Origin of the sequence: Marinimicrobium sp. LS-A18, from assembly GCF_000463525.1 — a bacterium.
Lineage (GTDB): Bacteria > Pseudomonadota > Gammaproteobacteria > Pseudomonadales > Cellvibrionaceae > Marinimicrobium > Marinimicrobium koreense.
This window is the reverse complement of the sequence record NZ_AWEP01000005.1, coordinates 336,640-360,802: the sequence shown is the minus strand read 5'-3', so window position 1 is coordinate 360,802 and position 24,163 is coordinate 336,640. Positions and strand designations below refer to the sequence as shown.

Sequence of the window (24,163 nt, the reverse complement as noted above, 5' to 3'; positions counted from 1 at the left end):
ATGACTGACGAAATCACCGGTAGCGAGGGCTTTGGCGCCAAGGCACCGCCCAGGTTGTGGCAGGCATTGATAAGCTTATGTCAAAGCTCGCGACTCTCTTGGGTAGGTCGGTTGTTGGCCCCCTTTGCACGTAAAGTGGTCCTCAGCCAGCCGGCCGCCCTGCCGGTCGATCTGGAGTTGAAGGATTTCAGGCTTCGCTGCCAGTTCACCGATAACTACTCTGAGAAAAAGTTTGTTTTCACACCCTGGCGGTACGATGCGCATGAGCGAAGAATGTTGGCGGAGTGTCTTGCGCAAGGTGGTGATTTTCTCGATATCGGGGCCAATATAGGCCTTTATACGCTTACAGCGGCTGTTGCCCTTGGAAACAAGGGCGGCCGAATCGTGGCGTTTGAGCCTAATCCGGTGACGTTACAGCGCTTGAAAACAAATATCGCGGCGAACCGTAAACTGTTTGGAGAGGCGGTTACGCTGGAAATTTTGCCGATCGGGATTGCGGATCAAGCGACGGAATTCACGTTGCATGTGGACTCGACCAACCTCGGTGAGTGCAGTATTGTCGATGGTGGGCGATACTCGGGTAAAAAAGAAGTCTCCACAGGCGTGACGGTGCAGTGTCGCCCCCTGTTGAATGTTCTGGAAGACTTGCAGATGGACCGCATCACTGTTCTTAAGATCGATATTGAAGGAGCGGAAGACCTGGCGCTGGCCCCTTATTTAGAGAGTGCTCCTGATTCGCTACTGGCGAAGCACATTTTTATCGAAAACTCTCAGCATATATGGTCCATTGACCTTTTTGAACGGCTTGAGCGCCGAGGCTACCGCAGGATATTTGCGAGTCGTTTGAACTCAATTTTCGCGCTCGAGAGTTGAGCTTTCACACGGGCGTCACTTGCCGAAAAGGCGGTATAAATACACTTCAATGCTGTTGAGTTTTTTGAGCCACCGATGTCCCGATAGCGGCGTGTATTTCCAGGGTTTTCTGGGCGCCGCTCCTGCGCAGGATAGGTAATCTTCCGCGATCGGTAGTTGCTGAGGGGGGCGTGCCAGAAATGCTTCAGACGCCTCCTGAGACCAGATCTCGAATGGATAGAACCCGCAGTCGCCACGTTTCTCTGCCAATTTCAGTGCCCAGGTTTTTTTCTTTCCCCGGTAAGCGGGAACGCCGGGCAGCCACATCGCAAAAGGCGAGTACAGGTAGGGCATAGGCCCGAATAGGCGGCTGGCCTGTCGATCGTTGTCCGGCTCGGAGGACTGGAACTGCCAGCCCGACTTGAGCAGGCGTGCCGGCGAGGTGATGAGCAGGTCCGAGTAATGTACGCCCGCGCTTTGCCCTCGATTCTCCCGATACAGCAGCTCGGTCGATTGGTCGCCAGTGGATCTGAAGGGGCGACGATGTTTTGCCGAAGCGCGCAGAAAGCAGGGCTGGACGAAACCCAGCGTGGGGGTTTCGGCAAACAGCCGTCGTAACGAGTCGATTTCCCGATCCAGAATTGGGCGCACCACCTGGGTGTCGTCCTGTAAAAAGCACACCAGCGGTTCATCTCGCAAGATCTCGATGGCGCTCTGCATGTTGTCGTACAGGCCGCCGTGCTTGGTCGAGCCGGCCTTGTCGGGTGTGACCACCCGGTGCGCTTTCTCTATCTCCTTCAACACGGTCAGGGTTTCCTCGTCTGAGCTGTCGTCGTCAAACACCAGAATCCGGGCATCGGGCCGGCACTGCTCAATGGAGCGCACGCAGTTGCGCAGAAACGGGCCCCGATTGAAGGAAAAGATACAGAAAATCATGAAATCACGACTCATCCCGTTGGTGGGTTTGCCGGCACCACAACCACACCAGTATCAGCGGCAGCCAGGTATAGAGCCACATGGTTTTGACCGAGATGATCAGGGTGTAGGTGTTCGTGGTGACCAACATGATCACAGTGCCGAAAATCCCCAGCAGGTACAGCTTGGCGATCCGGCTTGTGTTGGCTTGATAAATGCCGCTGAGTATCAGCCCCAACAGGGCCATCAGGGTGCTCAGGCCAATCAGCCCCGTTTGGACAAAGGTGCCCAGAAACAGGTTGTGCGGTTGGGCGGTACCCAGACCGGATTCGGAGTAGATTTTCAGCCCTGCGGCGGTCTGCTCCAGATCCGTGGCGGCACCGTGGCCGAACAGGAACGACTCGGGAGGATGCTCCAGGTGAGCCGTCCAGAGTAACAGGCGGTAGGAGGTACCGCGCTCGGCCATAAACTGGATGAACTCTTCAATACCGTAAAGCCAGAGCACGCCGGCGAGCGCGAGTACCAGGCAGGCAATTGCCAGCGACAGTATTTTCCAGTGTCGGTAGGCGATGGCACTGACCACAAAGCAGTAGGCAACCGCTAACGCCAGCGCCAGGGTGGGGCCCCGGCTGCCGGACAGAAGCGTGCAGGTGCAGGTGATCAACAGTGCCAATAACAGCAGCGTGATATCTTTCCCTGTCAGGGCGTGGCGCTGATGCCAGAACAGAAAGGCCCCAATGCACAGATACATGATCAGTACCGACACGCCTTCAATGGGTTGGTAGAGGGCGCCAATCCCGTAGAGCCGCCCCGAGAAGCCGTTGAATACACCAAAGATGAGCAGTGCGGACAGCCCGCCAAGTGCGACGCTGCCCAGGATAAACCGGCCGAGAAACAGGGGGTTGAGCAGCAGAGCCGGTAAAGCGGCAAAGAGCACCATGACCAGCAGGGAGGTTTCAAAACTCCAGCGCACCGCATGGAGATGCTGCCCCCCGTCGGCCTGACTCACTATCAACGAGCTGGCGGTCACATAGAACAGAAAACCCGCACACAGGCGCAGCAGTTGATCACCGCTATCAATGCGGAGCCGCCCCATGCTGAAAAAAATCAGTACCGGTAAGCCGAGCGCCAGGTGAAACCAGGCCTTGAAAAGGTCCGGGTGAGGGGAGATGGCCGACAGGGCAATCCAGATCAGAAACAGGGTCGGCAGGCGGCGCTGATAGCCGGAAGTGGTTTGCTCGTGAGCACTGGGTGTCATTGCGTGGTGATCCATTCTAGCAACAGGTCCGTGAAGTCGCGGGCATTCCAGTCGTGCTTGCCGCTGCTCTGGGAGTGAAGGGTAATATAGTGAATGTCAGGGCGCTCGAACAGCGCCTTGACCTGCTGCACCACGGCCGTGGCATCGCGGGTGTCAAAGATATAGTGCATCACATCCGGTGCCCGCCACTGCACGGGGCGCGTCTCGTGCTGAGCGAGGTACTGTTTGTATAACCCGAATTCCGACCAGCGTCTGGGCGGTTGGTTCAGCAGGTGTTGCCACCAGGGGCGGCCGCTGTGTTGCTCCAGATGTTGGAGCATGGCATTCACGGCGGCCCCGTCGAATACGAAAGGGGTGTCGAAATAGGTATTGACCGGCTGAGCCTCGGTCAGTTTTCCGGGCCCGGTCAGTTTGGCGGCGTTGTCCACCCACTTGCGTACTTTCCCGCTCAGTTCGCCCAGTGGCTGCCACTGGGCGAAGCACACCACCTCGTCGGCGGTCTGAAAGTCATCCAATTGGGCCGAGGGCGTGACCACCACATCGGAATCCAGAACGATGGTGGTGTCGTGGCCCGCTTCACTGGCCACCGCGAGTTTGCACAGCTGCTGCGTATGCCAGCCGGTATAGGCGGGCCAGCGCGGCCAGCCCAGGGTTCGGCGCAGGCTGCCGCTGATACGGGTCAGGTGGCGGCCGGTGCGGGCGCTGATGTGACGCGCCTTGATGCGCTCGCGCTCTACGTCCGTTGGCAGTACCTCGGCGGTGGTTCGCAGCACCAGATTGGGCTCTTCGGCGTAGGCTTCGAAGAGGTGCCGATCTTCGGTCTGTACCACGACGTGGTGCTTCAGCCCGGCCAGGGGGGAGCGCGCCAGAGAGGCCCGGAGCAGACGGAAGTGCTCCAGATCTCCGGCCCAGGTCGGGGTCAGTAGAATGGGGTTGGACGGGATGGCGGCCGTCATCCGTTGCGGTCCCTCAAGCGCGACTGAAGGCGACGCAGCGCGGTGCGTACCCCGGTGTTGGTCTTGCTTCCGGTGTAGCGCCCTTTGCTGATGTGCCGAATACGGTACACGCCGGGAATGGGCAGCGGCTCCCCCTGACTCTGTACCAGCCAGCGAAAGGCGCGGTCTTCGTGGCACTTGGCGAACTGCTCGCTGGGCTGCTGGTACAGGGCAATGTGGCGACAGTAACCGACCGCCCGGCAGACATCCCCGTGGGCGATCTGCAGCGGTCCGGTCGCCTTGGAGGGGCGCTTGACCGTAAATGAGCCGGTGTCGATATCCAGTACTGCGGGCTCATGGGCGGCGGTGAGCATGGGATTGTCTTCGGCCAGCAGATCCGTGGTGCGCTCTTCTTCGGGGAAGATCAGCGCGTCTTGGCGCCCCTGAAGCAATTCGGCCAGGGTATCCAGACAGTCGTCGCGGAACATCAGATCGCAGTCAGTGAACCACACCCAGTCGGCCCGGGTTTCCAGCGCTGCCCGGTTGCGGCCTATGCCCCGGCGAAACAGCTCCTGCCGTGGCAGTGCCCGCCAGTTCCAGGTGACACCGGGTACCGACTGGGTGGAAAAGAACTCCAGCAGTTGCGCGGTCCAGGTGTCCTCGGGGGCGTAAAACACGGTCATGGTGACGTTCAGTCTGGTGGGCGGGAACAGCACCAGAGAGCTCAATTGATAGGCCAGAAAATGCGAGTAATTCCAGCAGTGGCTGACGATCTCCAGGTCCAGCGGCCCGGTCTTCGCCGTCCGCGCGGCCACCGGTGGCAGGTCCGGCTCGAACCAGCGGGCCGGGACCCAGCCTTTGGCGGCCAGACGATAAAAAGCGAGGCGGAGTGCGTCAAACATAAGGTGCGCCATTCGGATCAAAAAACCGCGGCATTCTATCACGGCACAGGCGGCGCTGCCCGCCAGAATCATGGTGTGGATGACCGCTGACCGTCAGGCATAGCCCTGCTTCAGCGCTTTGAGAAAGGGTTCCGGCGTGTTGTCGGTCCCGGCACCCCAATGCTTGTGGACGCCGCGCTCGAGGCGGGCCAGGTTGGCGGCCTTCCAGGGCGCGTCAGCGGTATGGCTGGCGTGTTGAGCCCCCCGGTCGAAATCGATCAGAAAGACCTCGCCCGAGCTTGGGCGGACCAGAACATTGGTGGCATTGAGGTCGGCGTGATAAACCCCGGCGTCATGAAAGCGCCGAATGCAGCGGCCCGCCGCCTCCCAGAGAGGAAGATGCCCGGTTTGGTCGAGACTCAGCAGCGATTGGGTATTCTCCAGCCGCTCGATGATCAAGGCTGCCCGGTAGGTGAGTCCTTTACGTTCGTACCAGGCGGCGATGGGGGTGGGAACGGGCAGCCCCTCGGCACTGAGCGACTGGAGCAGGGAAAACTCCCAGAGGGCGCGGACCCGGGACGAGCCGAGGTAGCAGTAGCGGTCATCCAGCAGTTTGCCGGGAAGACCGCCGCGGCGATAATGCCGCAACACCCAGCGGCCCCGGTCGCCGTTCAGGAACCAGGCGGCCCCTCGACCGCCACTATTGATGAGTTCGGCCGAGGCGCCCCAGGCGGCGGGATCAAACCACTGAAACTGAAAGGCCTCGGCTTGCGCCGGGTGAACGAGGGCGTGCTGAGAGCCGTCGGAGTACAAGCAGTGGGTGGCGTTGGTCATGCGGGGGCGGCCTGTGTCTGTGAGTACTCGCTAGCGGTTATAGCAAGTTGGCGAGCTGGGTGCGCGGTCATCGGCCTCGTCGTCCTCGCGAGCCAGTTGGTCCAGCAGGGCGTTTTTCAGAATGGGCAGATGAGATTGTTCGGGGTTCCGCGACGCTGTTAACAGGCTCAGACGACTCTGGCGCGCGTGACGCATTAACGGGACTAATGTTTCGGGCTGCGCATCCAGTTCTTTGCGGTAGTCGTCAGCAAAGCGTTGGTCGCTGATCTCGCCCTGATGCCACGCCCGCCGCAGGGCTGGGGAAGGTGACGCGTCCCGGTACCACTCGGTCAGTTGAAGGTCCTCCCGTCGTTTGCCCCGAGGCCACAGTCGGTCGACCAGGATTCGCGCTCCGTCAGAGCGTTCCGCTGCTTCATAGACACGTTTGAAAACGATGTTGTAGCTCATGTGCCCATCATAGCACTGATTGTGAGGTGGTCGCAGGAGAGTGGATCGAGAATTCACAGCAAAAAGCATTGATCTTGATAATCAATATCATTAATATCCACAATTGAATTTGCCTGGATAGTGAGTGGCGCTCTTGGCGGTCTGGCCCGGACACTCAACTGCCCACCTGATTGTGATTTCCGTATTGAATAGGAGAAGCTTGTGAACGTTCGATGGTATGCCTTGTTTGTGGCTCTGGTTGCGGCCATGGCGCTGACCGCCTGCGGTGGCGGTGGCAGTGATGACCCTGCACCGGTCGAAGAGGAGCAGCAAGACGGGGGTGACGACGAAAACGGCAATGACGACGGCGATTCTGAAGGTGGTGATAGTCTCGAGGTGCCAACCACTTATCTATTCCCCAATGCCGACGGCGAATCCACTGTGTCGTATACCGGTCAGACCAAGCGCCATATTCTGCTAGAGGACCTCGTGGTTGCAATGAACACCTTGCAAGAGAACGCCGCTCAGGACAGTGTTGAAGCGCGCTTGAATTTCTACTTTCGCTTTGATTCTGCCACCTCGGACAATATTACGTCCGAGTTCAATGCCCGTGACCTCGGCGGCATGAACATTCTTCCGCAAGACTCCGGCGAGTTGACCTACGGCGCCATCGCCGATGGCAAAGACCTGATCGGCAAAATTGCCGGTGGTGATGGTCAGGGCAATGGTGAGGCCGATAAGTTGATTGATGGCGAATTCTTCGGATGGGAAGAAGGGCTGGAGTCCGGTGCTTTGCCGGTGGATCTGGTGGATTACTACTTCGCCGAGTTGGCTGAACAGGCTACCGATGGCACCACTCCGCAAGTTGAGACATTGGACGGCACGGTCCAACTGGACACTGTTACCGTCGATGCCTACGGGCGTGATCTTCGTCAGCTGACCCAGAAGTTTCTGCTGGGGGCAGTAGCCTTCTCACAGGGTACCAACGACTACCTGCAGGCTGATTTTGCCAACATGTTGGAGACCGAGGGCGACAATACCTTCACCGAGGGTGAACACAATTGGGATGAAGCCTTTGGTTACTTTGGCGCCGCACGTGACTATGGCGACTACACCGATGATGAGATCCGCAACATCGGTTATATGGACAGCAACGACGATAGTGCCATTGATATCCGCAGTGAATTCAACTTCGGTAATGCCACCAATTGTGCCAAGCGTGACGCCGGCACGGCCGAGAACAGCAGCCCCACCGACTACACCAGCGAAGTGTTTGCCGCCTTCCTGACGGGCCGCGCTATTTTGCGCGAGGCGGCCGAACTGGGTGAGCTGAGCGCGGAGCGTCAGGCCGAACTGGATGAGCAGATCGAAATTGCCGCTTTGACCTGGGAAAAATGCGTTGCGGCCACCGTGGTGCACTACATCAACGATACCGTGGCGGATCTGGAAGCGGTGGAAAATGGCAAGTTCCAGGATCTGGCCCACTTCAAGAATCTGGCCAAGCACTGGGGGGAAATGAAAGGCTTTGCCCTGAATCTGCAGTTCAGCCCCGTGTCACCGTTCCGAGTCGATGCTGAATCACTGGCGGACCTCAAGGAGATTCTCTCCGCAATGGGCGATGCCCCCGTGCTGGCGGATGGCACTCAGGCGGGAATGCCTTTCGATGGCGGCGTGGATCAGTACATCGCTGACCTCTTGGCGGCCCGCACATTGATGCAAAACGCCTATGGTTTCGATACCGAGAATGTTGAGAACTGGTAAGCCCTTTTAACCCCGCGCGAACAGGCGAGCCCCCGTTGTGGGGGCTCGCCTGTTGTGCGTTGTGAGTACGACACAATCAGGAGTTCTAGAGTGATGCGAATCAATCGCGCGGTCTTGCCTCTACTGGCGCTGATAGTCAGTGGTTGCGTTGGTGATGATCAATCCAGCAATGCCGAGTCTGAATCCGCCCGGAATTTTGACTATCAGGGCATGATGGCGAATTACGCGGACAATGTGATTTTGCCGGAGTACCGGAACTTTGCCGAGGAGGCGGAGGCGCTCGCTCAAGGGCCGGGCTCGGTCGCGTCCTATTGCGACCGGCTGTACAACCCTGAAGGCATGGCGGATGTTGAACGGGTTCGTGATCAGTGGCGTAGAGCGATGTACCGGTGGCAACGGGTGGAACTGTTTCAGGTCGGTCCGCTGGCGGCCAACGGCGGCGCGCTGCGCAACCGTATTTATTCTTTTGGAAGTTCTGCGCCCTTGAGCCAATGTGCGGTGGATCAGGGAGTGGTGCTTGCCCAGCGCGAGGACTTTGACCTGATGACCCGCTCGGTAAATGCACGCGGTCTGGATGCGCTGGAGTACTTGCTGTTCTCTGAAGATCTCAATTATCACTGTCCCTCGCAGATCAACGAGACCCAGGGCTGGAATGATCTGCCGGAGCAGACTCGTCGTGAGCAGCGCTGTGACTATGCTCAACGCCTGGCCGACGACATCGAGGCGGCATCACAGACGCTGGTGGAGGCCTGGGAGCCGGAAGGGGGCGACTACCGCTTTGAGTGGGTTAACCCCGCCAACCAGGAGGTCAACCTCAAAGCCCTGTCCGATGCATTGTTCTACATCGAGTTGGAAACCAAGGACCGCAAGCTTGGTGTGCCCACCGGCATAAACGCTAGCTGTAGCGCCGCCGCCTGTCCGGATGCCGTGGAATCCCCTTTCAGTGAAAGCTCCATGCGCAATATCAATGCCAACCTGGATGCTTTTCTGGTTGGTTTTACCGGCGGCAATGGGTTGGGGTTCGACGACATTTTCGTCCAAGAGGGATTTGCCAGAGTACGCGACGAGTTTGAGGATACCATTATCAAAGCGACCGCTGGTACCGACTACAGTCGCCCGTCGTTGTTGGAGGAAACTCGTGCGCAGGCCCAGTCGGGGAGTGATGCCGACTGTCGCAATGCGGCCGCCAATCCGGACGTGCATGTGGGGAGTGCCTGCGCGGCCCACGGCTTCGTCAAGCGGGTTACTGACCGGCTGCGTACGGACTTCATCACCATTGTTAATCTCGACTTGCCCGAGCGTGGGCAATCCGACAACGACTGATCGCGGGGATGAACATGACTCGACTGAAACACACACCGCTGCTGTTGGCATTGGTTGGTGGTCTGGCCAGCGCTCAGGATATCGAGCTGCCCGAACTGGTCTATCAGGAAATATTGGTGACTGGCGGTGCCGATGCCGTGCGTTCCACGGCGGGTTCGGCGAGCTTTCTTGATGAGGACGCCATCGCCCGGTTTGACCAGACCGACATCAATGAACTGCTGACCCAGGTGCCGGGTGTTTATATTCGCACCGAGGATGGCTACGGCTTGCGGCCCAATATCGGCATTCGCGGGGCCACGGCCGAGCGCAGTCAGAAAATCACACTGATGGAAGACGGCATCCTGATCGCGCCGGCACCCTACTCGGCTCCGGCGGCCTACTATGTGCCCAACGTCAATCGCATGAGCGCGGTGGAAGTGTTCAAAGGCCCTTCGGCCATTCACTACGGTCCCCACACCGTCGGTGGTGCAGTCAATCTGGTGACGACGCCGCTGCCGTCCGGGCGTGAAGGCCAAGTGTCGCTCAGTGCCGGCACTGATGGCTATCAAAAAGGGCGCCTGGTCTACGGTGATAGTCACGAGCAGTTCAGCTACCAGGTGGACCTGCTCAACTACAGTGCCGACGGCTTCAAGGAACTGGATAGTGGTGGAGATACCGGCTTTGAGCGCAACGACCTCAACCTCAAACTGGGTTGGCAATCCCGCTCCGGGGCACCCGTTGCCCAGAGCCTCACACTGAAGCTGGGTTACGCCGACGAGACTTCCGATGAAACCTACCTGGGGTTGACCGATGCGGATTTCGACATCAATCCGGATCGCCGCTACCTGGGCAGTGCCGCTGATCGTTTCGAGTCTGAGCACACCCAGGCGCACCTGTTGCATCAGGCCAATTTTTTCACCGGTTGGCAGTGGGTCAACAAGTTGTACGTTAACCGCTTTGACCGCTCATGGGAAAAGCTGGATGGATTCTTTGCCTCTCCGGCCAGCGGTGGAGATTACTCTGCCAACCTGAGTGCGAGCAGTGTTTTTGATCGGCCAGAGATATTCGCCCGGCCATTAGCCCTGTTGCGCGGAGAGATCGATTCCAGTGATCGGCTTTCAGATCGACTCGATGTGACTGACAACGCTCGAGAGTATGGCTCTCAGGGGGTGGAGACCGAGGTTCAGCACGAACTGGGGGTTGGCAGCTGGCAGCACGATCTGACGTTGGGGCTGCGTTACCATCACGACTATGTCGATCGTGCTCATCAGCCTTTTGGCTATCGGGTACAGGACGGGACCTTGGTGTTTGATGGCGTTACCGACCGAGCGCTGAAAACCGATAACCGGGCGGAAACCGATGCCTGGGCACTGTTTGTCAGCGATGAAATTCGGCGTGGCCCCTGGAAAATTAACGTGGGCCTGCGCGCGGAGCGCATCGAAGGCGAGGTGGAAAACCGCGCCGACGGCAGCCGCCGGAGTAATACCCAGGATATTGTCATACCCGGGGCGGGCGTGTTCTATGAATGGACGGAAAGCCTGGGCCTGTTGGTGGGCGTAAACAAGGGTTTCTCCCCGAGTGGGCCGGGCGCTGCGGATTCAGTCGACCCTGAAGAGAGCATCAATCTCGAATATGGTTTTCGCTATCAGGCCGGGGACCTGACCCTGGACGCCATCGGTTTTTTCAGTGATTACGACAACCTGTTGGGCCGCTGTCGGGTGTCCGATGTCGGTTGCGAACCCGGTGAGGAATTCAACGGTGGCCGCGTGGAAATTGCCGGCCTGGAGTTGACCGGTGATCTGGTCTGGTCGCTCACTGATCGGCTCGAGGTGCCTGTGAGCCTGGCGTATACCTACACCGAGAGCGCTTTCCAGAGCGATTTTACCTCGGGTTTTTCCCAGTGGGGCACGGTGCGTGCTGGCGACGAGCTGACCTACACCCCTGACCACCAGGCCCGACTCGGCATCGGCTTGATGGCGCTGGACTGGCAGCTGAATCTGGCGGTGAAGTACTCCGGTGAAATGCGCGATCGGCCCGGGCGAGGTGAGCCCACCGGGCGCGATCGACTCTCGGCGTACACCACTCTGGATCTGTCCGCACGCTACGATCTGTCATCGGAGCTGAGCCTGCAGCTGGTGGCGGACAATCTCACCGATGAGCGTGAGCTGGTTTCCCGCCGTCCCTTCGGTGCCCGTCCCAACGCGCCGCGAACGGTGCAGTTGGGCGTGACTTACCGCTTCTGAAGAAGGCTTGAACGGAGTGTTTGAGGTGGATTGGTGGCAGGCGCTGACCGCGCCCCTGAGCTACCCGCTGAATCCGGCCAGCCGTATGTACTGGCTATTCTGGGTTTCGGCGGGCGTGATGGCGGTGGCGGCGTTATACCTGCAAGTCCGCCTACACGACAACGTCGGCTTCTGGCGCGGTCTGCGCCGAAGTCTGTTCTCCTGCCGTCACTGGTTCAACCGCTCGACCGCCACTGATCTGGGGTTGATGCTGGGCAACAGCACCTTGAGGCTGTTGCTGATTGTGCCCCTGTTGGGCAGTCATATGATGGCCACGCTCTGGGTGGCCCGCACCCTGCAGACCCATCTGGGCAACGCCCCGGCGCTCCAGTGGCACTGGTTGGCTATTGCGCTGAGTTACACCCTGGTGTTTTTTCTGGTGGAAGACCTCAGTCGCTTCGCCCTGCACCGTACCATGCACCGGGTGCCCTGGCTCTGGCGGTTTCACCGGGTCCACCACAGTGCCAAGCGACTTACGCCGCTGACATTATTCCGGGTACATCCTCTGGAAATGACCGCATACTATCTGCGGGGTCTGCTGGTTTTTGGGGGCGTGAGTGGGGTGTTTGTCTATCTGTTCGGCGGGCAATTGAGTGGTCTGGATGTGCTGGGAGTGGATGTGTTGGGCTTTGCTTTCAACCTCCTGGGTGCCAACCTACGCCACAGTCATATCTGGTTCACCTTCGGGCGGTTGGAACGCTGGCTGATCAGCCCGGCCCAGCACCAGCTACACCACAGTGCGGCGCCTGAGCATCGGGATCGAAATTTCGGCACCTGCCTGACACTGTGGGACAGGCTCTGCGGAAGCCATCTACCGGCGAGCGAGCGCCCGCGCCGACTGCGTTTTGGGTTGAGGCACCCAGGCTCAGGTCAACTGCAGTAACTGTTTCATCTCCTGAGTGTTATCGGGACGCACCAGATCGGCCAAGGTATAACTGTCGAGTACCCGAAAAAAGGCCTCAAGTGCTTCGGCAAGTACGCCTTTTAGTCGGCAACTGGGGGTGAGAGCACACTGGCTGTCTCGGCCAAAGCACTCTACCAATGTCAGATCCTGCTCCGTATTGCGTACCAGCTCCCCCAGGTTTATGTCCCAAGCCTTTCCCCGTAAGCGTAAGCCGCCATTTTTGCCTCGAATGGCGTGCAGGTAGCCCTTGCTGTTCAGCTCTTGTACTACCTTCATGAGGTGGTTCTTGGAAATGTCGTAGCTTTCGGCAATTTCCCGGATGGTCGACAGCTCGTCGCCCTTGAGTGCAACGTACATCAGTACGCGCAGGGAGTAATCGGTATAGCGGGTAATGTGCATGATTAACCTCGTCTAGCCGGGACGGCCGTCGGCCCGGGGCTGCCACAGTATCGGCGCATAAAGTACCACAAACAAGGCAAACGCCAGAATCCAGGCCAGGGCGGACAGGGTGATCCCGATCCGGTAGTCCAGCCACTGATTGGCGGCCAGCAGCCGAAACACCGTGGCGGCAATGATGGCGGCGTACATCAGCCGGCCGAATGGGCGCAGGGCGAGAGGTCGCCCGGTGTGGCCCATGGCCACCCGGCTCATTACCCCGAGAATCAGTGTGGCAATGCCGCCCACGGCGAGGGCGTGTTGCCAAAGGGAGTCCGACAGCGCGGGCAGGAAGGCGCCCAGGCCGCGCAGCGCCAGAGCAACTACAATCCAGCCATAGGCCAGGTGCAGAATCCACAGCAGGGGTTCACGTCGGGTCTGCCAGCCGGACCACTGGTAAAGACGTACGCCGTTAACGATGGTGGCCAGCAGGGCCACGGCGCCTTCTGTCCAGAGCGGTAATGGCAGCAGGGCCACCAGAGTGAGTGCCAACACACTTGCCAGCGCCCACTGAGTGACACGCACTGACTGCGTGACTCGCTCCGGGCGTCCGCCATGCATTTTCAGCCAATTGGCGGTGAAGGCCGGGGTGATGCGCCCGGCGATGACCACAATCATCAGCGTAATCACATCCAGGCCCAGGCCTTGGCCCAGTTTGAGCAGGCCCACGCCACCGTTCACAAAACCCAGGTGCATCAGCAGGTTGCCCGCCGTCAGCGCTGCCAATACGGCCACCAGAATCAGGTTGCGCTTGTTGCCGTAGCGCAGCAGGACTCGCCCGGCATAGAGCGCCACCACGGGCAGAAAGGCGAGATCAACCACCGCAACCAGCCAGCCCGGCAACCAGCCCGCGAACCAGAACACTGCCCGCCCGGCGAGCCAGAGCGCCACCAGAGCTACCAGACCGGCGCCGCGCAGGGGTGGGGCACCGGTCCAGTTGCACATGGCGGTGAGCAAAAACCCGGCAATGGGAGCGCTGACGAACCCGTAGATCATCTCGTGGCTGTGCCACTGGAGCGGGGACCAGCCCAGGGGCAGGGGCCAGCCGCCAAACAGAAAACCAATCCAGGCCAGGATGATGGCGATGGCGTACACCCCCGCCAAAATGAAAAATGGCCGGAACGCATAAGAAAAGAGGGCCGATGGTTGCGACATGATCAGATTTCCTAGTTCGCTGAGCCGACGGATCAGGCGTCGGGCCGGCTCCATAAAAAGGGGGCAATGGCGCAGAACAGCATCGTCAACGCCAGTAGCACGGTCGGTGCTGCGCCGGAAATGATTAGCCAGACCAGGCTGGCGGTCAGCATCGTGCAGGCCAACCACTTTCCCCGGCGGGGAATGGCTCTCCGGGTGCGCCAGGCCTCCAGCGCCGGCCCGAAGTGCGGGTGGTGGCAAAGCCAGTGATGCAACCGGGGTGAGCCTTTGGGGGCGGCCCAGGCCGCCAGAATCAGAAACGGTGTGGTGGGTAGCAGGGGTAATAGGGCGCCCAGCGCGCCCAGTGCAACGCCGCTCCAGGTCACCAACAGCCAGGGTAGTCGCTGCGGGTGTCGCCAAATCGAGGTGGGACTCATGGAAACCTTCGGATACTCACGCCAACAAAACATGTATTAACAATATATCTTTTTGCGGAGGTATTCAATCAACCCTCCCACCCCTGAGTAGGAGTGAATGATGCGTGCTCTGCCATTCAGGGGAGGCCGACTATCCCTGAAGGGGTAGATGGCGTCCAAAAAGATGAATTTATTTTACATCTTTATCTCAGGCCGTTATTCTTTGATAAAGAAGTAATTTAAATGAACCTTTTAACCGGTTCATTCCTGTCTGGTCATCGCACAAGGGGAGCTGCCTATGAACTGGCTGACACAATCGGTGGGAGATATTGCCCGGGAATTACCCGGGGCCACCGGGGTAGTGTTCGACACTATGTTTACAAATGTTGATGAAAAGGGGGCCGCGGCACATGGGTAAGTACAAAAGATTATGGTGGACGCTGATTGGCACATTGGCGGTTACCTTCGGTTTGTTGGGGTACTTTGGGGTCGAGGTGTACCGCAAGGCGCCGCCGATTCCGGATCAGGTGGTCACCGAAAGTGGTCAGACATTGATGACCGAAACCAGTATTCTCGACGGTCAGACCGCCTGGCAATCCGTGGGTGGTATGCAGCTCGGCTCCATCTGGGGGCACGGCGCCTATCAGGCGCCGGACTGGACCGCCGACTGGCTGCACCGGGAGCTGCTGGCCTGGCTGGAGTTGGCCGCTCAGGACAACTTCGGTGTCAGTTATGACGAGCTCGATGGGCGCGATCAGAATGCCCTTCAGTACGAGCTGAAGGAAGCCTATCGCACCAACACCTGGGATGCGGAGACCGACACCCTGGTGGTGTCCGATCGACGCGCTCAGGCGATGGCGCAGACAGCGGATTACTACAGCCGTCTGTTCGGTGGTGCCCCGGAGTTGCAGACCACTCGGGAAAGCTACGCCATGAAAGAGGTCACCCTGCCGAGCGAAGAGCGCCGGGATCAGATGACCAATTTCTTCTTCTGGACCGCCTGGGCCGCCGCGACCGAGCGCTACCCAGGGGAAGCGACCTACACCAACAACTGGCCCCACGAGCCGCTGATCGACAACAAGCCCACCGCCGAGAACATCGTCTGGTCCATCGCCAGCGTGGTGCTGCTGATCGCCGGTGTCGGTGGTCTGGTCTGGGGCTGGGCGTTCCTGCGCAAAGAGGACGAAGAGGAGCCAGAGGCGCCCAAGCAGGACCCGATCACCACTTTTGCGTTGACGCCTTCCCAAAAAGCCCTGGGTAAATACCTGTTGGCGGTGGTGGGACTGTTCACTCTGCAGGTGTTCCTGGGCGGGTTCGTCGCTCACTACACCATTGAAGGGCAGGGCTTCTACGGTATCCAGACTTCGGACTGGCTTCCTTACTCCCTGATGCGCACCTGGCACATTCAGTCGGCCATGTTCTGGATTGCCATCGGCTTCCTGGCGGCGGGTCTGTTCCTGGCGCCGGTCATCAACGGCGGCAAAGATCCGAAGTATCAGAAGCTCGGCGTGGACATTCTGTTCTGGGCGCTGATTGCCGTGGTGGTGGGCTCCTTTGCCGGTAACTTCCTGGCGATCAACCAACTGATGCCTGCCGAGTGGAGCTTCATGCTGGGCCATCAGGGGTATGAATACGTCGACCTGGGCCGCTTCTGGCAGATTCTCAAAGTTGCCGGTATCGCCTTCTGGTTGTTCCTGATGATGCGCGGCATCGTGCCGGCCCTCAAGCAGGGTGGCGACAAGAACCTGTTGGTGTTGTTGACCGCCTCCGTGGTGGCCATCGGTCTGTTCTACGGTGCCGGTCTGGCCTACGGCGAGCGCGCCCACATTTCCATCATGGAGTACTGGCGCTGGTGGGTCGTGCACCTGTGGGTAGAGGGCTTCTTTGAAGTGTTCGCTACCGCCGCACTGGCCTTCATTTTCTGCAGCATGGGTCTGGTATCCCGCCCCATGGCAACCGCCGCCTCCCTGGCATCGGCGTCACTGTTCATGCTCGGCGGCGTGCCCGGTACCTTCCACCACCTGTATTTCTCCGGTACCACCACACCGGTCATGGCGGTAGGGGCCTCGTTCAGTGCGCTGGAAGTTGTGCCCCTGGTGGTGCTCGGTTATGAAGCCTGGGAAAACTGGCGGCTCAAGTTCCGCGCTCCCTGGATGCAGAACATCAAGTGGCCGCTGCTGTTCTTTGTCGCCGTGGCGTTCTGGAACATGCTGGGCGCCGGTGTGCTGGGCTTTATGATCAACCCGCCCATCTCGCTCTACTACGTGCAGGGGCTCAATACCACGCCCACTCATGCACACGCCGCCTTGTTCGGGGTTTACGGCTTCCTGGCGCTGGGCTTCTGCCTGCTGATTCTCCGCTACATTCGCCCGAACATGGCGTTCAACGAGCGCGTGATGAAAACCGCCTTCTGGTGGATGAACGGTGGTCTGGTGCTGATGTTGTTTACCAGCCTGCTGCCGGTGGGCGTCATTCAGTTCGTTGCCAGTGCCTCTGAGGGCCTGTGGTATGCCCGCAGCGAAGCGTTCATGCAGACGCCGCTGTTGGAAACCCTGCGTTGGGTCCGCACCATTGGCGATGTGATTTTCATTGTCGGTGCCCTGGCAGTGACCTGGCAGGTGGCCAAGGGCGTACTCTTCCCGGATGCACCCGATCAGATAGCCGAAGGCCGACTGGAAAAAGCCTGGGCCCCCGCCTATGCTGAGTCCGATACGGCCATGGCTGAAGCGCATCAGGGTGACAGCGTGTGCTGCGGACACTGTGGCGGCGATAAATAGCCGCAGGTTTGACACGCTGGTGTTTCACGTCCACAGGGCGGGCTCAGCCCGCCCTTTTTGTCTTAACGGTTTGGGAGAAGTGAATGGTCAATGCCAAAGAGCGTATAGATACCATCTATGACGTGGTCAAGAACCGAAACCCCGGGGAAACTGAATTTCATCAGGCGGTCTGGGAGGTCATTGAAACGCTGACGCCCGTGCTGGAAAAATGCCCTTATTACGCCAAACAGAAAATCATCGAGCGCATCTGTGAACCGGAACGGCAGATCATTTTTCGTGTGCCCTGGCAGGATGATGACGGGGAGGTTCACATCAACCGCGGCTTCCGGGTTGGTTTCAACAGCGCGCTGGGGCCCTATAAAGGTGGGCTGCGGTTTCATCCCAGCGTCCTGCTGGGGACCATCAAATTTCTTGCCTTTGAGCAAACCTTTAAAAACGCCCTGACCGGCCTGCCGATTGGCAGTGGTAAGGGTGGCTCCGATTTCGATCCCAAGGGGAAATCCGACAATGAAATTATGCGTTTCTGTCAGAGTTTTATGACCGAGCTATACCGGCATATTGGCGAGATGACCGACGTGCCGGCCGGGGATATTGGTGTCGGTGCCCGTGAAATCGGCTTCCTTTTCGGGCAGTACAAGCGCATTACCAATTGTTATGAGTCCGGGGTGCTGACCGGCAAGAGCCCAAGCTGGGGTGGCGCACTGGTTCGTAAAGAGGCGACCGGCTACGGCCTGGTTTACTTTGCCGAGGAAATGCTAAAGGCGCGCAACGAATCACTGAAAGGAAAAACCTGTGTGGTGTCCGGCTCCGGCAACGTGGCGATTTACGCAATTGAAAAGTTGCAGCAGTTGGGGGCCAAGGTGGTGGCCTGCTCTGACTCCGGTGGAGTGATTTACGACGAGCGGGGCATCGATCTGGACACGGTGAAGGAAATCAAAGAGGTGCAGCGCGACCGGATCAAAGCCTATGCCTCTCAACATGGCGAGGCTGACTATCGGGACAAAGGGAACATCTGGGATATTCCCTGTGACCTGGCGTTCCCCTGTGCCACCCAGAATGAACTGGATGAGAAGGCCGCGCAGACCCTGGTCGAAAACGGTTGTCTGGCCGTTGCCGAGGGGGCCAACATGCCCTGCACGCCGGAGGCGGTGGATTGCTTTATGGAAAACAATGTCGCCTACGGTCCCGGCAAAGCGGCCAACGCTGGTGGCGTGGCGACATCGGCCCTGGAAATGCAGCAGAATGCCAGTCGTGACTCCTGGACGTTTGAGCACACGGAAAAACGTCTGCGCCAGATCATGGCCAACATTCATAGAGACTGTTACGACACCGCCCGGGAGTTTGATCTGGATGGCAACTATGTGGCGGGCGCCAACATAGCCAGCTTCCGGCGAGTGGCGGATGCCATGTTGGCCTTTGGTGTTATCTGAGGTCTGCCAAACGAGCTGACGATCGGTGCTCGGCACCGGTCGTCAGTCTGCTCGGCTGACCGCTTCCACTTTCACGGTGGTGCGCTGGGTTTTACTGATCGGCCAGTCAATTTCCTGCCCTTGTTTCAGGCCAATAATGGCGCTGCCAATGGGGCTCAAAATGGACAATTTGTTCTCCGTGTTATCCAGCTCGGTGGGATACACCAGCGTATAGGTGAACGTCTTTCCGGTCGACTGAACCGTAAACGTCACCTGTGAGTGCATGGTCACCACATCGTCCGGAAGCTTGGCGGGCGTCACAATTTTCGCCCGCTCCAGCTCTTCTTCCAACTGATTGGTGATGGTGTCCTCGGGAACCGATTCCAACAGGTTCCACAAGCGTTCATACACATTTTTGGTTAACGTGATTTTGGGTTTTGATGCCATAAAATGACCCTGAAAATTAGCGAAACGTTCAACGGCGCAGGCTTCCGGAGAAACCAGCGGTTTTCACGTGCAGCAATAAACACCCCAGGCTTATGAGCCAAGGTGCGAATACGGAATGAAGGTAAAGGGGAATAAGGTGTGCCCGAGTGCTGAGAATTAGCACCCGGTCAAGAGGGGAAGATGGGGGTGAGCCTCCACATCAGAAATTGCGCCAGTACGTTGTTCACGAAAATCCTGTGTTTTTCAAAATGACGTTGACCTGAGATTACCCCAAAGAAAATAAAAGTCAACGGTACGTTTGGGAGCTTCGACGCTTGGCGGTCAACGCGTGTTGCACGTCTTCCAGGCGCAGGCCGCGGGTATCAATGCCACCGATAAACAGCAGTGCGGCGGCCAGCAGTAGCGGTGCCGCGATGACCAGCGCGGACCAAGAGAGAAAGTCCAGCAGACCCGCGACCCCCAGAAGGGTACCGGCGATGCCGCCCAGTTTGGAGCTGGCGGCGACCAACCCTGAGCCGGTGCCGCGTAGATGCACCGGATAAATCTCCGAGGCGTAGGGAATCAGCATGGCGATGATGCCGCTGGCACTCATGAGCAGCAGTGCGGTGCAGGCCGTCAGTATCTCCACCGTCAGCCAGCCCATGGCGGCGCTCAGGGCGAATACCCCCAAGGCGGCAGCGGTCAGGGAGGTAAACAGCGTGAGTGTGCCGATGGAGCTCCAGTGGTGGTAGAGCCAGATCACCAGTGCCACGCCCGGCAGCGCAAAAAACGCGGACTTGGCGACCAGGGAGTTGGCGTGCTCGGCAAGCCCCAGACTGTAAAGGTTGGTGGGCAACCAGAGAAGAAAACCGAAATTGACGAGTCCCCAGGCTATGCCGGCTGTCGTCAGCCCCCAGGTAATACCCCTGTACGGGGCTCGAAACAGGTCTCTGAGACTGGCGCGACCGGTGTCCGGCTCGGGTTCGACCACCACATTCTGCTCCGAGTGTTGGGCGCCACTAAACCGCGTCAGTACCTGACGAGCTTCGCGGGTCATGCCCCGACTGGCCAGGTAGCGAGGGGATTCCGGAATATACCGGTTCAACAGTATGACGATCATCCCGGTAGGTAACCCGAGCAGCCACAGAATGCGCCAGCTGAACAGCGGCTCCAGAAGGGTGGCGGATCCTGCGGCGGCCAGATAGCCCGCCGTGGTGCCCAATCCGCCCAGTGCGACCAACAACCAGCCTCGGTGCCGGGCCGGCACGGATTCCGCCATCAGGGCAAAGGTAATGGGCAGCAAGCCCCCGGCCGATAGTCCCATGAGGAAGCACATGGCAAGGTTCCAGCTGTAGCTGGGCATGGCGCCGCAAATTGCGGTTCCGATGAACATGAGCGCGGAGAGCAAAATCGCGGCCCGTCGACCAAAGCGGTCCGCCGCCATACCCCAGAAGATCGACCCCAGTGTCGTGCCGGTCAGGGCGACGACTGCCAGGACGCCAGCGGACTGGCTGTTCAGGTCGTATTCTATGGACATGCCGGGCATGACAAAGCCGAGCGTGGCCGGCTTCATGACGTCCACCGTGACGGCAATCATCAGAACCATGACCAACTTCCAGTGCTCCGCGTTTAGCGGTACCTGGTCGGCCACATGGAATTGCAGGTGCGGGTCGCTCTGTTGGCGCAGCTCGCTCACCCGGGGCACCACGCCGTAGGCGGAACACAGCAGTCCGAGGGGGATCAGCGCCATGCCCACCAGCATTGTGGTGCTCATGGGCATGCCCGCCATCTGATAGCCCATGGGGGCAGCATGCAGAAACATGGGAATGTGCGACAGCACACCGAGGGTGATGCCAGCACACCCAAACCAGAATGCCAGTGGATGGTAAAACCGCATGGGAGAACCTCAACGACGGACGGTGACGGCGGTTAATAGTTGAGCTTTTTACTCAGGTATTTAGCTTTATTGACTTTGATGGTAGCATAACGGTTGTTGATAATGTGTATCCAGAGAGCATCTTATGCAGCCCAGTTTTCATATCTCCGAGCCGGCCCGCGACTACCTGATTGAGCTGTTGAGCAGTCAGGGTGTGGATGCGGCCAGGATTTTTGTGGTGGAAGCCGGCACCCCTCGGGCCGAAACCTGCCTGGCATACTGCCGGCCGGGCGAGGAGTCGGAAACCGACCTGGAAGTGTACGAGGGTGATCTGAAGCTGTTTCTCGACAAGCGCAGCCTGCCCTACCTGAAGGGGTTGGAAATCGGCCTGCAGGAAAAAGGCGAGCAGAAGCAGATCACCATCCGTGCCCCCAACGCCAAGAAGCCCCAGAGTGCGCAGGGGCGCGAGGTGGAGTTTGAACGCGAGTGCCCGGCCAAGCTGGTGCCCTCCGGTGATGATCTGATGATTCCCAAGGGGGCCGAGGCGGCGATTACCCAGGCATTAGGGGCCAGCTACACGTTGCTGTACCACGGCAACCTGATTCGTATCGACGGTAAAGATGCCGACGCTATCGGCCTGACCTCCAACGCGCTGGAGTTCGAGGCGCGTGAGGATGGCACCATCGACCAGGAGCAGGTTTGGAAGGCTCTGTCGATGGTGTATGATCCGGAAATACCGGTCAATATTGTCAGCTTGGGGCTCGTCTATAAAATGGACGTGGATCAGGCGCGTGGTCATGTGTTTGTGGAAATGACCCTGACGGCACCCGGTTGCGGAATGGGTGATGTGCTGGTGGATGATATCAAGCGACGCCTGGCGGAAGTCCCCCATGTCCAATCCAGCGACGTCCAGTTGGTGTTTGATCCACCCTGGACGCGCGAGATGATGAGTGAAGAAGCTCAGTTGGAAACGGGCATGTTTTTCTAGGGTCGGGTATCCCTACCCATCAAAATCCGCGGCGTCGTGGCGCTCGCGCAATTGCTCGTGCGGTTCGCCCCAGGTGCGATTGACTTTGCGCCCGCGCTGCACGGTTTTCCGCTGATCGATGGCCTGCGCCCACCGCTTCAGGTGTCGATACTCATCCACGGATAAAAACTCGCCGGCGTCGTACAGGCGCCCCAGTACCAGTTCGCCATACCACGGCCAAATGGCCATGTCCGCAATGCTGTACTGCTCTCCCGCCAAATAGGTCTTGTCCGCCAGCTCGCGATCAAGCACGTCCAACTGCCGTTTGACCTCCATGGTGAAACGATTGATGGGGTACTCGTAAGGCTCCGGCGCGTAGGCGTAAAAATGACCAAACCCGCCGCCCAACAAGGGCGCACTGCCCATCTGCCAGAACAGCCAGTTGAGGCACTCGGTGCGGCCCGCAGTGCTGTCGGGAATAAAAGCGCGAAACTTGTCAGCCAGGTAAAGCAGAATCGAACCGGACTCAAATACCCGCGTGGCGGGATCGGTACTGTGGTCCACCATGGCCGGGATCTTTGAGTTGGGATTGACGGCCACAAAACCACTGGAGAACTGATCCTGCTCCATGATGTCGATGTAGTGTGCGTCGTACTCCGCTCCCGAAATTCCGCGAGCGAGCAGCTCTTCGAGCATGATGGTCACTTTCACGCCGTTGGGTGTTGCGAGTGAATAGAGCTGCAGTGGGTGCTTACCAACCGGTAGCGCTCGCTCGAAACGGGCCCCCGCGGTGGGGCGGTTGATGCCACTGAATTTACCGCCGGCCGATGTGTCTGGCGTCCAGACTTTGGGTGGGGTGTACGAGTGCTCGCTCATTATTCCTCCATTCACGATCGGTTGCTTGCGTTTTGAAACTGCTACACTACAGTTCGATGACGTTGACACACATAACCACTGTACGCAGGAGGAGAATACCATGGATCAAAAAGCGCTCCGCGCCTGTTTTGCGCTGTCCTTGCTGAGTTTGCCGTCGGTAACCCTGGCGTCTTCATTCCAGCTGCTTGAGCAAAGTCCGGCCCACATGGGCAAGGCATTTGCCGGCACGGCGTCGGATATTACCGATGCCTCTACGGTCTACTTCAATCCAGCGGGTATGGCACGTCTGGACGGTCAGCACCTGACCCTGGGCGGAAACGTCGTGCTCACCGAAGCGGACTTCGTCAACGACGGCAGCAATTACGTCATTCAGGGGAACACCGTGCCTGTGCAAGGCAGCGGGACCACCGACGAAACCGGATTTATTCCCAATGCCTATTGGGTCGTTCCGGTATCCGAGCAGTTCACCCTGGGCCTGGGCGCGGGCGGCCCCTTTGGCCTTTCCAGTGACTTTGGGACCGAGTGGCCGGGGCGCTACGACGCCACCTTCAGTGAACTGGAAGTCACCAACCTGAACCTCACCAGTGCCTGGGCACCGAACGATCAGATCGCCTTTGGTTTGGGGATCAACTATCAGATGATCGATGTCACCCTGCAAAGCCAGTTTGACTCCACCTTGGGTGCCAGCCCGGATCCCGCCACCGACAGTAGTGCGAGCATTGAAGGGGACGATGACGATATCGTATTCGATGCCAGCGTGTTGTGGACGCCGGCCCCGGGAACACAGTTGGGTTTGATCTGGCGTCAGGGTGGGGACTTTACCCTCGATGGCAGTGCTGCCTTTGAGCTCAACGCCGCCTGTGCGCCCGGCGCGGGTTCGCCCACCGGCGCGCCACCGGCACCGACCACCGGTACTTTATGTGCCGGCGCCCTGACCGGGCTTGAAGGTCCGGTCACCGCTGGGGCGGAGCTGCCAGATACCATCACCCTGAGTGGTTCGCAACAGTTGAATGATATGTGGACCCTGCACGCGGACATTGCGCAAACCCGCTGGAGCAGCATTCAGACCATTGCGGTTGATAATGTTGATAACGGCGAGAACGTGGCCACACTGGACCTGCGTTACGATGACACGCTTCGCCTGGCGTTGGGCGCCAGCGCGGCGTTGACGGATACCTTCACCTTGCGTTTTGGTGTGGCGCAGGACGAGGCGCCGCAAACCGATCCGGAGTTTGTCAGTCCGAGAATTCCGGATGAAGATCGTACCTGGCTGGCCGTCGGCGCCAACTTCCAGGTATTCGATTCGGTCACCATGGATGTGAGTTACGCTCACCTGCTGGTGGATGATGCTCAACTGGAGCGCACTGAGCCCACCCCTTTGGGCGGAAGCTACACTCTGGAAGGCAGCTTCGACAGCTCGGTCAACATCCTGGCGGCCCAGATCAACTGGCAGTTCTAACCGATCACCGGCCGGGGCGGTCAGCCTCGGCCGGTGTA

General features: G+C 59.1%; 21 protein-coding genes. 9 read left to right on the top strand and 12 right to left on the bottom strand.

Translation table 11 applies throughout. The features are described 5' to 3' along the window. The gene (locus tag N645_RS0109460) at positions 1–873 is read left to right on the top strand and encodes an FkbM family methyltransferase (RefSeq protein ID WP_024461267.1); all 873 of its coding nucleotides are present in this window, start codon (positions 1–3) and stop codon (positions 871–873) included. Between the two features lie 15 nt (positions 874–888). On the opposite strand, the gene N645_RS0109455 is transcribed toward N645_RS0109460, so the two are convergent. The 6 genes from N645_RS0109455 to N645_RS0109430 all read right to left on the bottom strand — a co-directional run bounded on the left by N645_RS0109455 (position 889) and on the right by N645_RS0109430 (position 6,122). Further along, positions 889–1,788, bottom strand: coding sequence for a glycosyltransferase family A protein (locus N645_RS0109455; RefSeq protein WP_024461266.1), 900 nt, complete (start codon positions 1,786–1,788; stop codon positions 889–891). 4 nt (positions 1,789–1,792) lie between these two features. Further along, a complete protein-coding gene (locus tag N645_RS0109450) occupies positions 1,793–3,025 on the bottom strand; it encodes an O-antigen ligase (protein WP_024461265.1) in 1,233 nt (410 codons plus the stop codon). Then, complete coding sequence (locus N645_RS0109445; RefSeq protein ID WP_024461264.1) at positions 3,022–3,981, bottom strand: DUF6492 family protein; 960 nt, start codon at positions 3,979–3,981, stop codon at positions 3,022–3,024. Before N645_RS0109445 ends, N645_RS0109450 begins: the two co-directional genes overlap by 4 nt. Next, positions 3,978–4,862, bottom strand: coding sequence for a glycosyltransferase family A protein (locus N645_RS0109440; RefSeq protein WP_024461263.1), 885 nt, complete (start codon positions 4,860–4,862; stop codon positions 3,978–3,980). The genes N645_RS0109445 and N645_RS0109440 overlap by 4 nt, the downstream gene beginning before the upstream one ends. 93 nt (positions 4,863–4,955) lie before the next feature. Then, on the bottom strand, positions 4,956–5,675 hold the full coding sequence (locus N645_RS16870; protein ID WP_024461262.1) for a 3-deoxy-D-manno-octulosonic acid kinase: 720 nt from the start codon (positions 5,673–5,675) through the stop codon (positions 4,956–4,958). Between the two features lie 30 nt (positions 5,676–5,705). Further along, entirely contained in the window at positions 5,706–6,122 is a 417-nt protein-coding gene (locus N645_RS0109430; protein WP_024461261.1) for a DUF488 domain-containing protein, read from the bottom strand. A gap of 201 nt (positions 6,123–6,323) precedes the next feature. Between N645_RS0109430 and N645_RS0109425 the strand changes: the two genes are divergently transcribed. From N645_RS0109425 to N645_RS0109410, 4 genes are all read left to right on the top strand, one after another. Next, complete coding sequence (locus tag N645_RS0109425) at positions 6,324–7,862, top strand: DUF4856 domain-containing protein (protein WP_024461260.1); 1,539 nt, start codon at positions 6,324–6,326, stop codon at positions 7,860–7,862. 93 nt (positions 7,863–7,955) lie between these two features. Further along, on the top strand, positions 7,956–9,185 hold the full coding sequence (locus N645_RS0109420; protein ID WP_024461259.1) for an imelysin family protein: 1,230 nt from the start codon (positions 7,956–7,958) through the stop codon (positions 9,183–9,185). A gap of 14 nt (positions 9,186–9,199) precedes the next feature. After that, on the top strand, positions 9,200–11,407 hold the full coding sequence (locus tag N645_RS0109415; RefSeq protein ID WP_024461258.1) for a TonB-dependent receptor domain-containing protein: 2,208 nt from the start codon (positions 9,200–9,202) through the stop codon (positions 11,405–11,407). A 25-nt stretch (positions 11,408–11,432) separates the two neighbouring features. Continuing rightward, the gene (locus N645_RS0109410; RefSeq protein ID WP_024461257.1) at positions 11,433–12,329 is read left to right on the top strand and encodes a sterol desaturase family protein; all 897 of its coding nucleotides are present in this window, start codon (positions 11,433–11,435) and stop codon (positions 12,327–12,329) included. Here the strand turns inward: N645_RS0109410 and N645_RS0109405 are convergent. Genes N645_RS0109405 through N645_RS0109395 form a run of 3 tightly spaced genes read right to left on the bottom strand, consistent with a single transcriptional unit; the run spans position 12,312 to position 14,356 of the window. Further along, the gene (locus N645_RS0109405) at positions 12,312–12,749 is read right to left on the bottom strand and encodes an Rrf2 family transcriptional regulator (RefSeq protein ID WP_024461256.1); all 438 of its coding nucleotides are present in this window, start codon (positions 12,747–12,749) and stop codon (positions 12,312–12,314) included. The two genes, N645_RS0109410 and N645_RS0109405, sit on opposite strands and share 18 nt — an antisense overlap. Before the next feature lie 12 nt (positions 12,750–12,761). After that, on the bottom strand, positions 12,762–13,940 hold the full coding sequence (locus tag N645_RS0109400) for an NnrS family protein (protein ID WP_036161029.1): 1,179 nt from the start codon (positions 13,938–13,940) through the stop codon (positions 12,762–12,764). 32 nt (positions 13,941–13,972) lie between these two features. Then, positions 13,973–14,356, bottom strand: a complete 384-nt coding sequence (locus tag N645_RS0109395) for a YbaN family protein (RefSeq protein ID WP_036160749.1) — start codon at positions 14,354–14,356, stop codon at positions 13,973–13,975. 389 nt (positions 14,357–14,745) lie between these two features. On the opposite strand from N645_RS0109395, the gene N645_RS0109390 reads away from it, so the two are divergent. Continuing rightward, a complete protein-coding gene (locus tag N645_RS0109390) occupies positions 14,746–17,112 on the top strand; it encodes a nitric-oxide reductase large subunit (protein ID WP_024461253.1) in 2,367 nt (788 codons plus the stop codon). A gap of 83 nt (positions 17,113–17,195) precedes the next feature. Beyond that, entirely contained in the window at positions 17,196–18,542 is a 1,347-nt protein-coding gene (gene gdhA, locus N645_RS0109385; protein ID WP_024461252.1) for an NADP-specific glutamate dehydrogenase, read from the top strand. Between the two features lie 42 nt (positions 18,543–18,584). Here gdhA and rnk read toward each other — a convergent pair whose 3' ends face one another. Together rnk and N645_RS0109375 are read right to left on the bottom strand one after the other, a co-directional pair. Then, entirely contained in the window at positions 18,585–18,968 is a 384-nt protein-coding gene (rnk, locus tag N645_RS16865) for a nucleoside diphosphate kinase regulator (protein WP_036160746.1), read from the bottom strand. 286 nt (positions 18,969–19,254) lie between these two features. Next, positions 19,255–20,844, bottom strand: coding sequence for an MFS transporter (locus N645_RS0109375; protein WP_024461251.1), 1,590 nt, complete (start codon positions 20,842–20,844; stop codon positions 19,255–19,257). 448 nt (positions 20,845–21,292) lie between these two features. Here N645_RS0109375 and sufT point away from each other — a divergent pair, with 448 nt between their 5' ends. Then, entirely contained in the window at positions 21,293–21,811 is a 519-nt protein-coding gene (gene sufT, locus N645_RS18340; RefSeq protein ID WP_036161023.1) for a putative Fe-S cluster assembly protein SufT, read from the top strand. A 12-nt stretch (positions 21,812–21,823) separates the two neighbouring features. Here the strand turns inward: sufT and yghU are convergent, their stop codons facing one another. Continuing rightward, complete coding sequence (gene yghU, locus N645_RS0109365; RefSeq protein WP_024461249.1) at positions 21,824–22,666, bottom strand: glutathione-dependent disulfide-bond oxidoreductase; 843 nt, start codon at positions 22,664–22,666, stop codon at positions 21,824–21,826. Between the two features lie 100 nt (positions 22,667–22,766). Between yghU and N645_RS0109360 the strand changes: the two genes are divergently transcribed. Continuing rightward, positions 22,767–24,125 (top strand): OmpP1/FadL family transporter, encoded by a 1,359-nt coding sequence (locus N645_RS0109360; RefSeq protein ID WP_024461248.1) that lies wholly within the window; start codon positions 22,767–22,769, stop codon positions 24,123–24,125. Positions 24,126–24,163: the final 38 nt, after the last annotated feature.

What these genes read in the sequence shown, in the direction of transcription:
- N645_RS0109460 (WP_024461267.1), top strand. Translation starts at nt 1, where the DNA reads ATGACTGACGAAATCACCGGTAGCGAGGGCTTTGGCGCCAAGGCACCG.
- N645_RS0109455 (WP_024461266.1), bottom strand. Translation starts at nt 1,788, where the DNA reads ATGATTTTCTGTATCTTTTCCTTCAATCGGGGCCCGTTTCTGCGCAAC.
- N645_RS0109450 (WP_024461265.1), bottom strand. Translation starts at nt 3,025, where the DNA reads ATGACACCCAGTGCTCACGAGCAAACCACTTCCGGCTATCAGCGCCGC.
- N645_RS0109445 (WP_024461264.1), bottom strand. Translation starts at nt 3,981, where the DNA reads ATGACGGCCGCCATCCCGTCCAACCCCATTCTACTGACCCCGACCTGG.
- N645_RS0109440 (WP_024461263.1), bottom strand. Translation starts at nt 4,862, where the DNA reads ATGTTTGACGCACTCCGCCTCGCTTTTTATCGTCTGGCCGCCAAAGGC.
- N645_RS16870 (WP_024461262.1), bottom strand. Translation starts at nt 5,675, where the DNA reads ATGACCAACGCCACCCACTGCTTGTACTCCGACGGCTCTCAGCACGCC.
- N645_RS0109430 (WP_024461261.1), bottom strand. Translation starts at nt 6,122, where the DNA reads ATGAGCTACAACATCGTTTTCAAACGTGTCTATGAAGCAGCGGAACGC.
- N645_RS0109420 (WP_024461259.1), top strand. Translation starts at nt 7,956, where the DNA reads ATGCGAATCAATCGCGCGGTCTTGCCTCTACTGGCGCTGATAGTCAGT.
- N645_RS0109415 (WP_024461258.1), top strand. Translation starts at nt 9,200, where the DNA reads ATGACTCGACTGAAACACACACCGCTGCTGTTGGCATTGGTTGGTGGT.
- N645_RS0109405 (WP_024461256.1), bottom strand. Translation starts at nt 12,749, where the DNA reads ATGCACATTACCCGCTATACCGATTACTCCCTGCGCGTACTGATGTAC.
- N645_RS0109400 (WP_036161029.1), bottom strand. Translation starts at nt 13,940, where the DNA reads ATGTCGCAACCATCGGCCCTCTTTTCTTATGCGTTCCGGCCATTTTTC.
- N645_RS0109395 (WP_036160749.1), bottom strand. Translation starts at nt 14,356, where the DNA reads ATGAGTCCCACCTCGATTTGGCGACACCCGCAGCGACTACCCTGGCTG.
- N645_RS0109390 (WP_024461253.1), top strand. Translation starts at nt 14,746, where the DNA reads ATGGGTAAGTACAAAAGATTATGGTGGACGCTGATTGGCACATTGGCG.
- gdhA (WP_024461252.1), top strand. Translation starts at nt 17,196, where the DNA reads ATGGTCAATGCCAAAGAGCGTATAGATACCATCTATGACGTGGTCAAG.
- rnk (WP_036160746.1), bottom strand. Translation starts at nt 18,968, where the DNA reads ATGGCATCAAAACCCAAAATCACGTTAACCAAAAATGTGTATGAACGC.
- N645_RS0109375 (WP_024461251.1), bottom strand. Translation starts at nt 20,844, where the DNA reads ATGCGGTTTTACCATCCACTGGCATTCTGGTTTGGGTGTGCTGGCATC.
- yghU (WP_024461249.1), bottom strand. Translation starts at nt 22,666, where the DNA reads ATGAGCGAGCACTCGTACACCCCACCCAAAGTCTGGACGCCAGACACA.
- N645_RS0109360 (WP_024461248.1), top strand. Translation starts at nt 22,767, where the DNA reads ATGGATCAAAAAGCGCTCCGCGCCTGTTTTGCGCTGTCCTTGCTGAGT.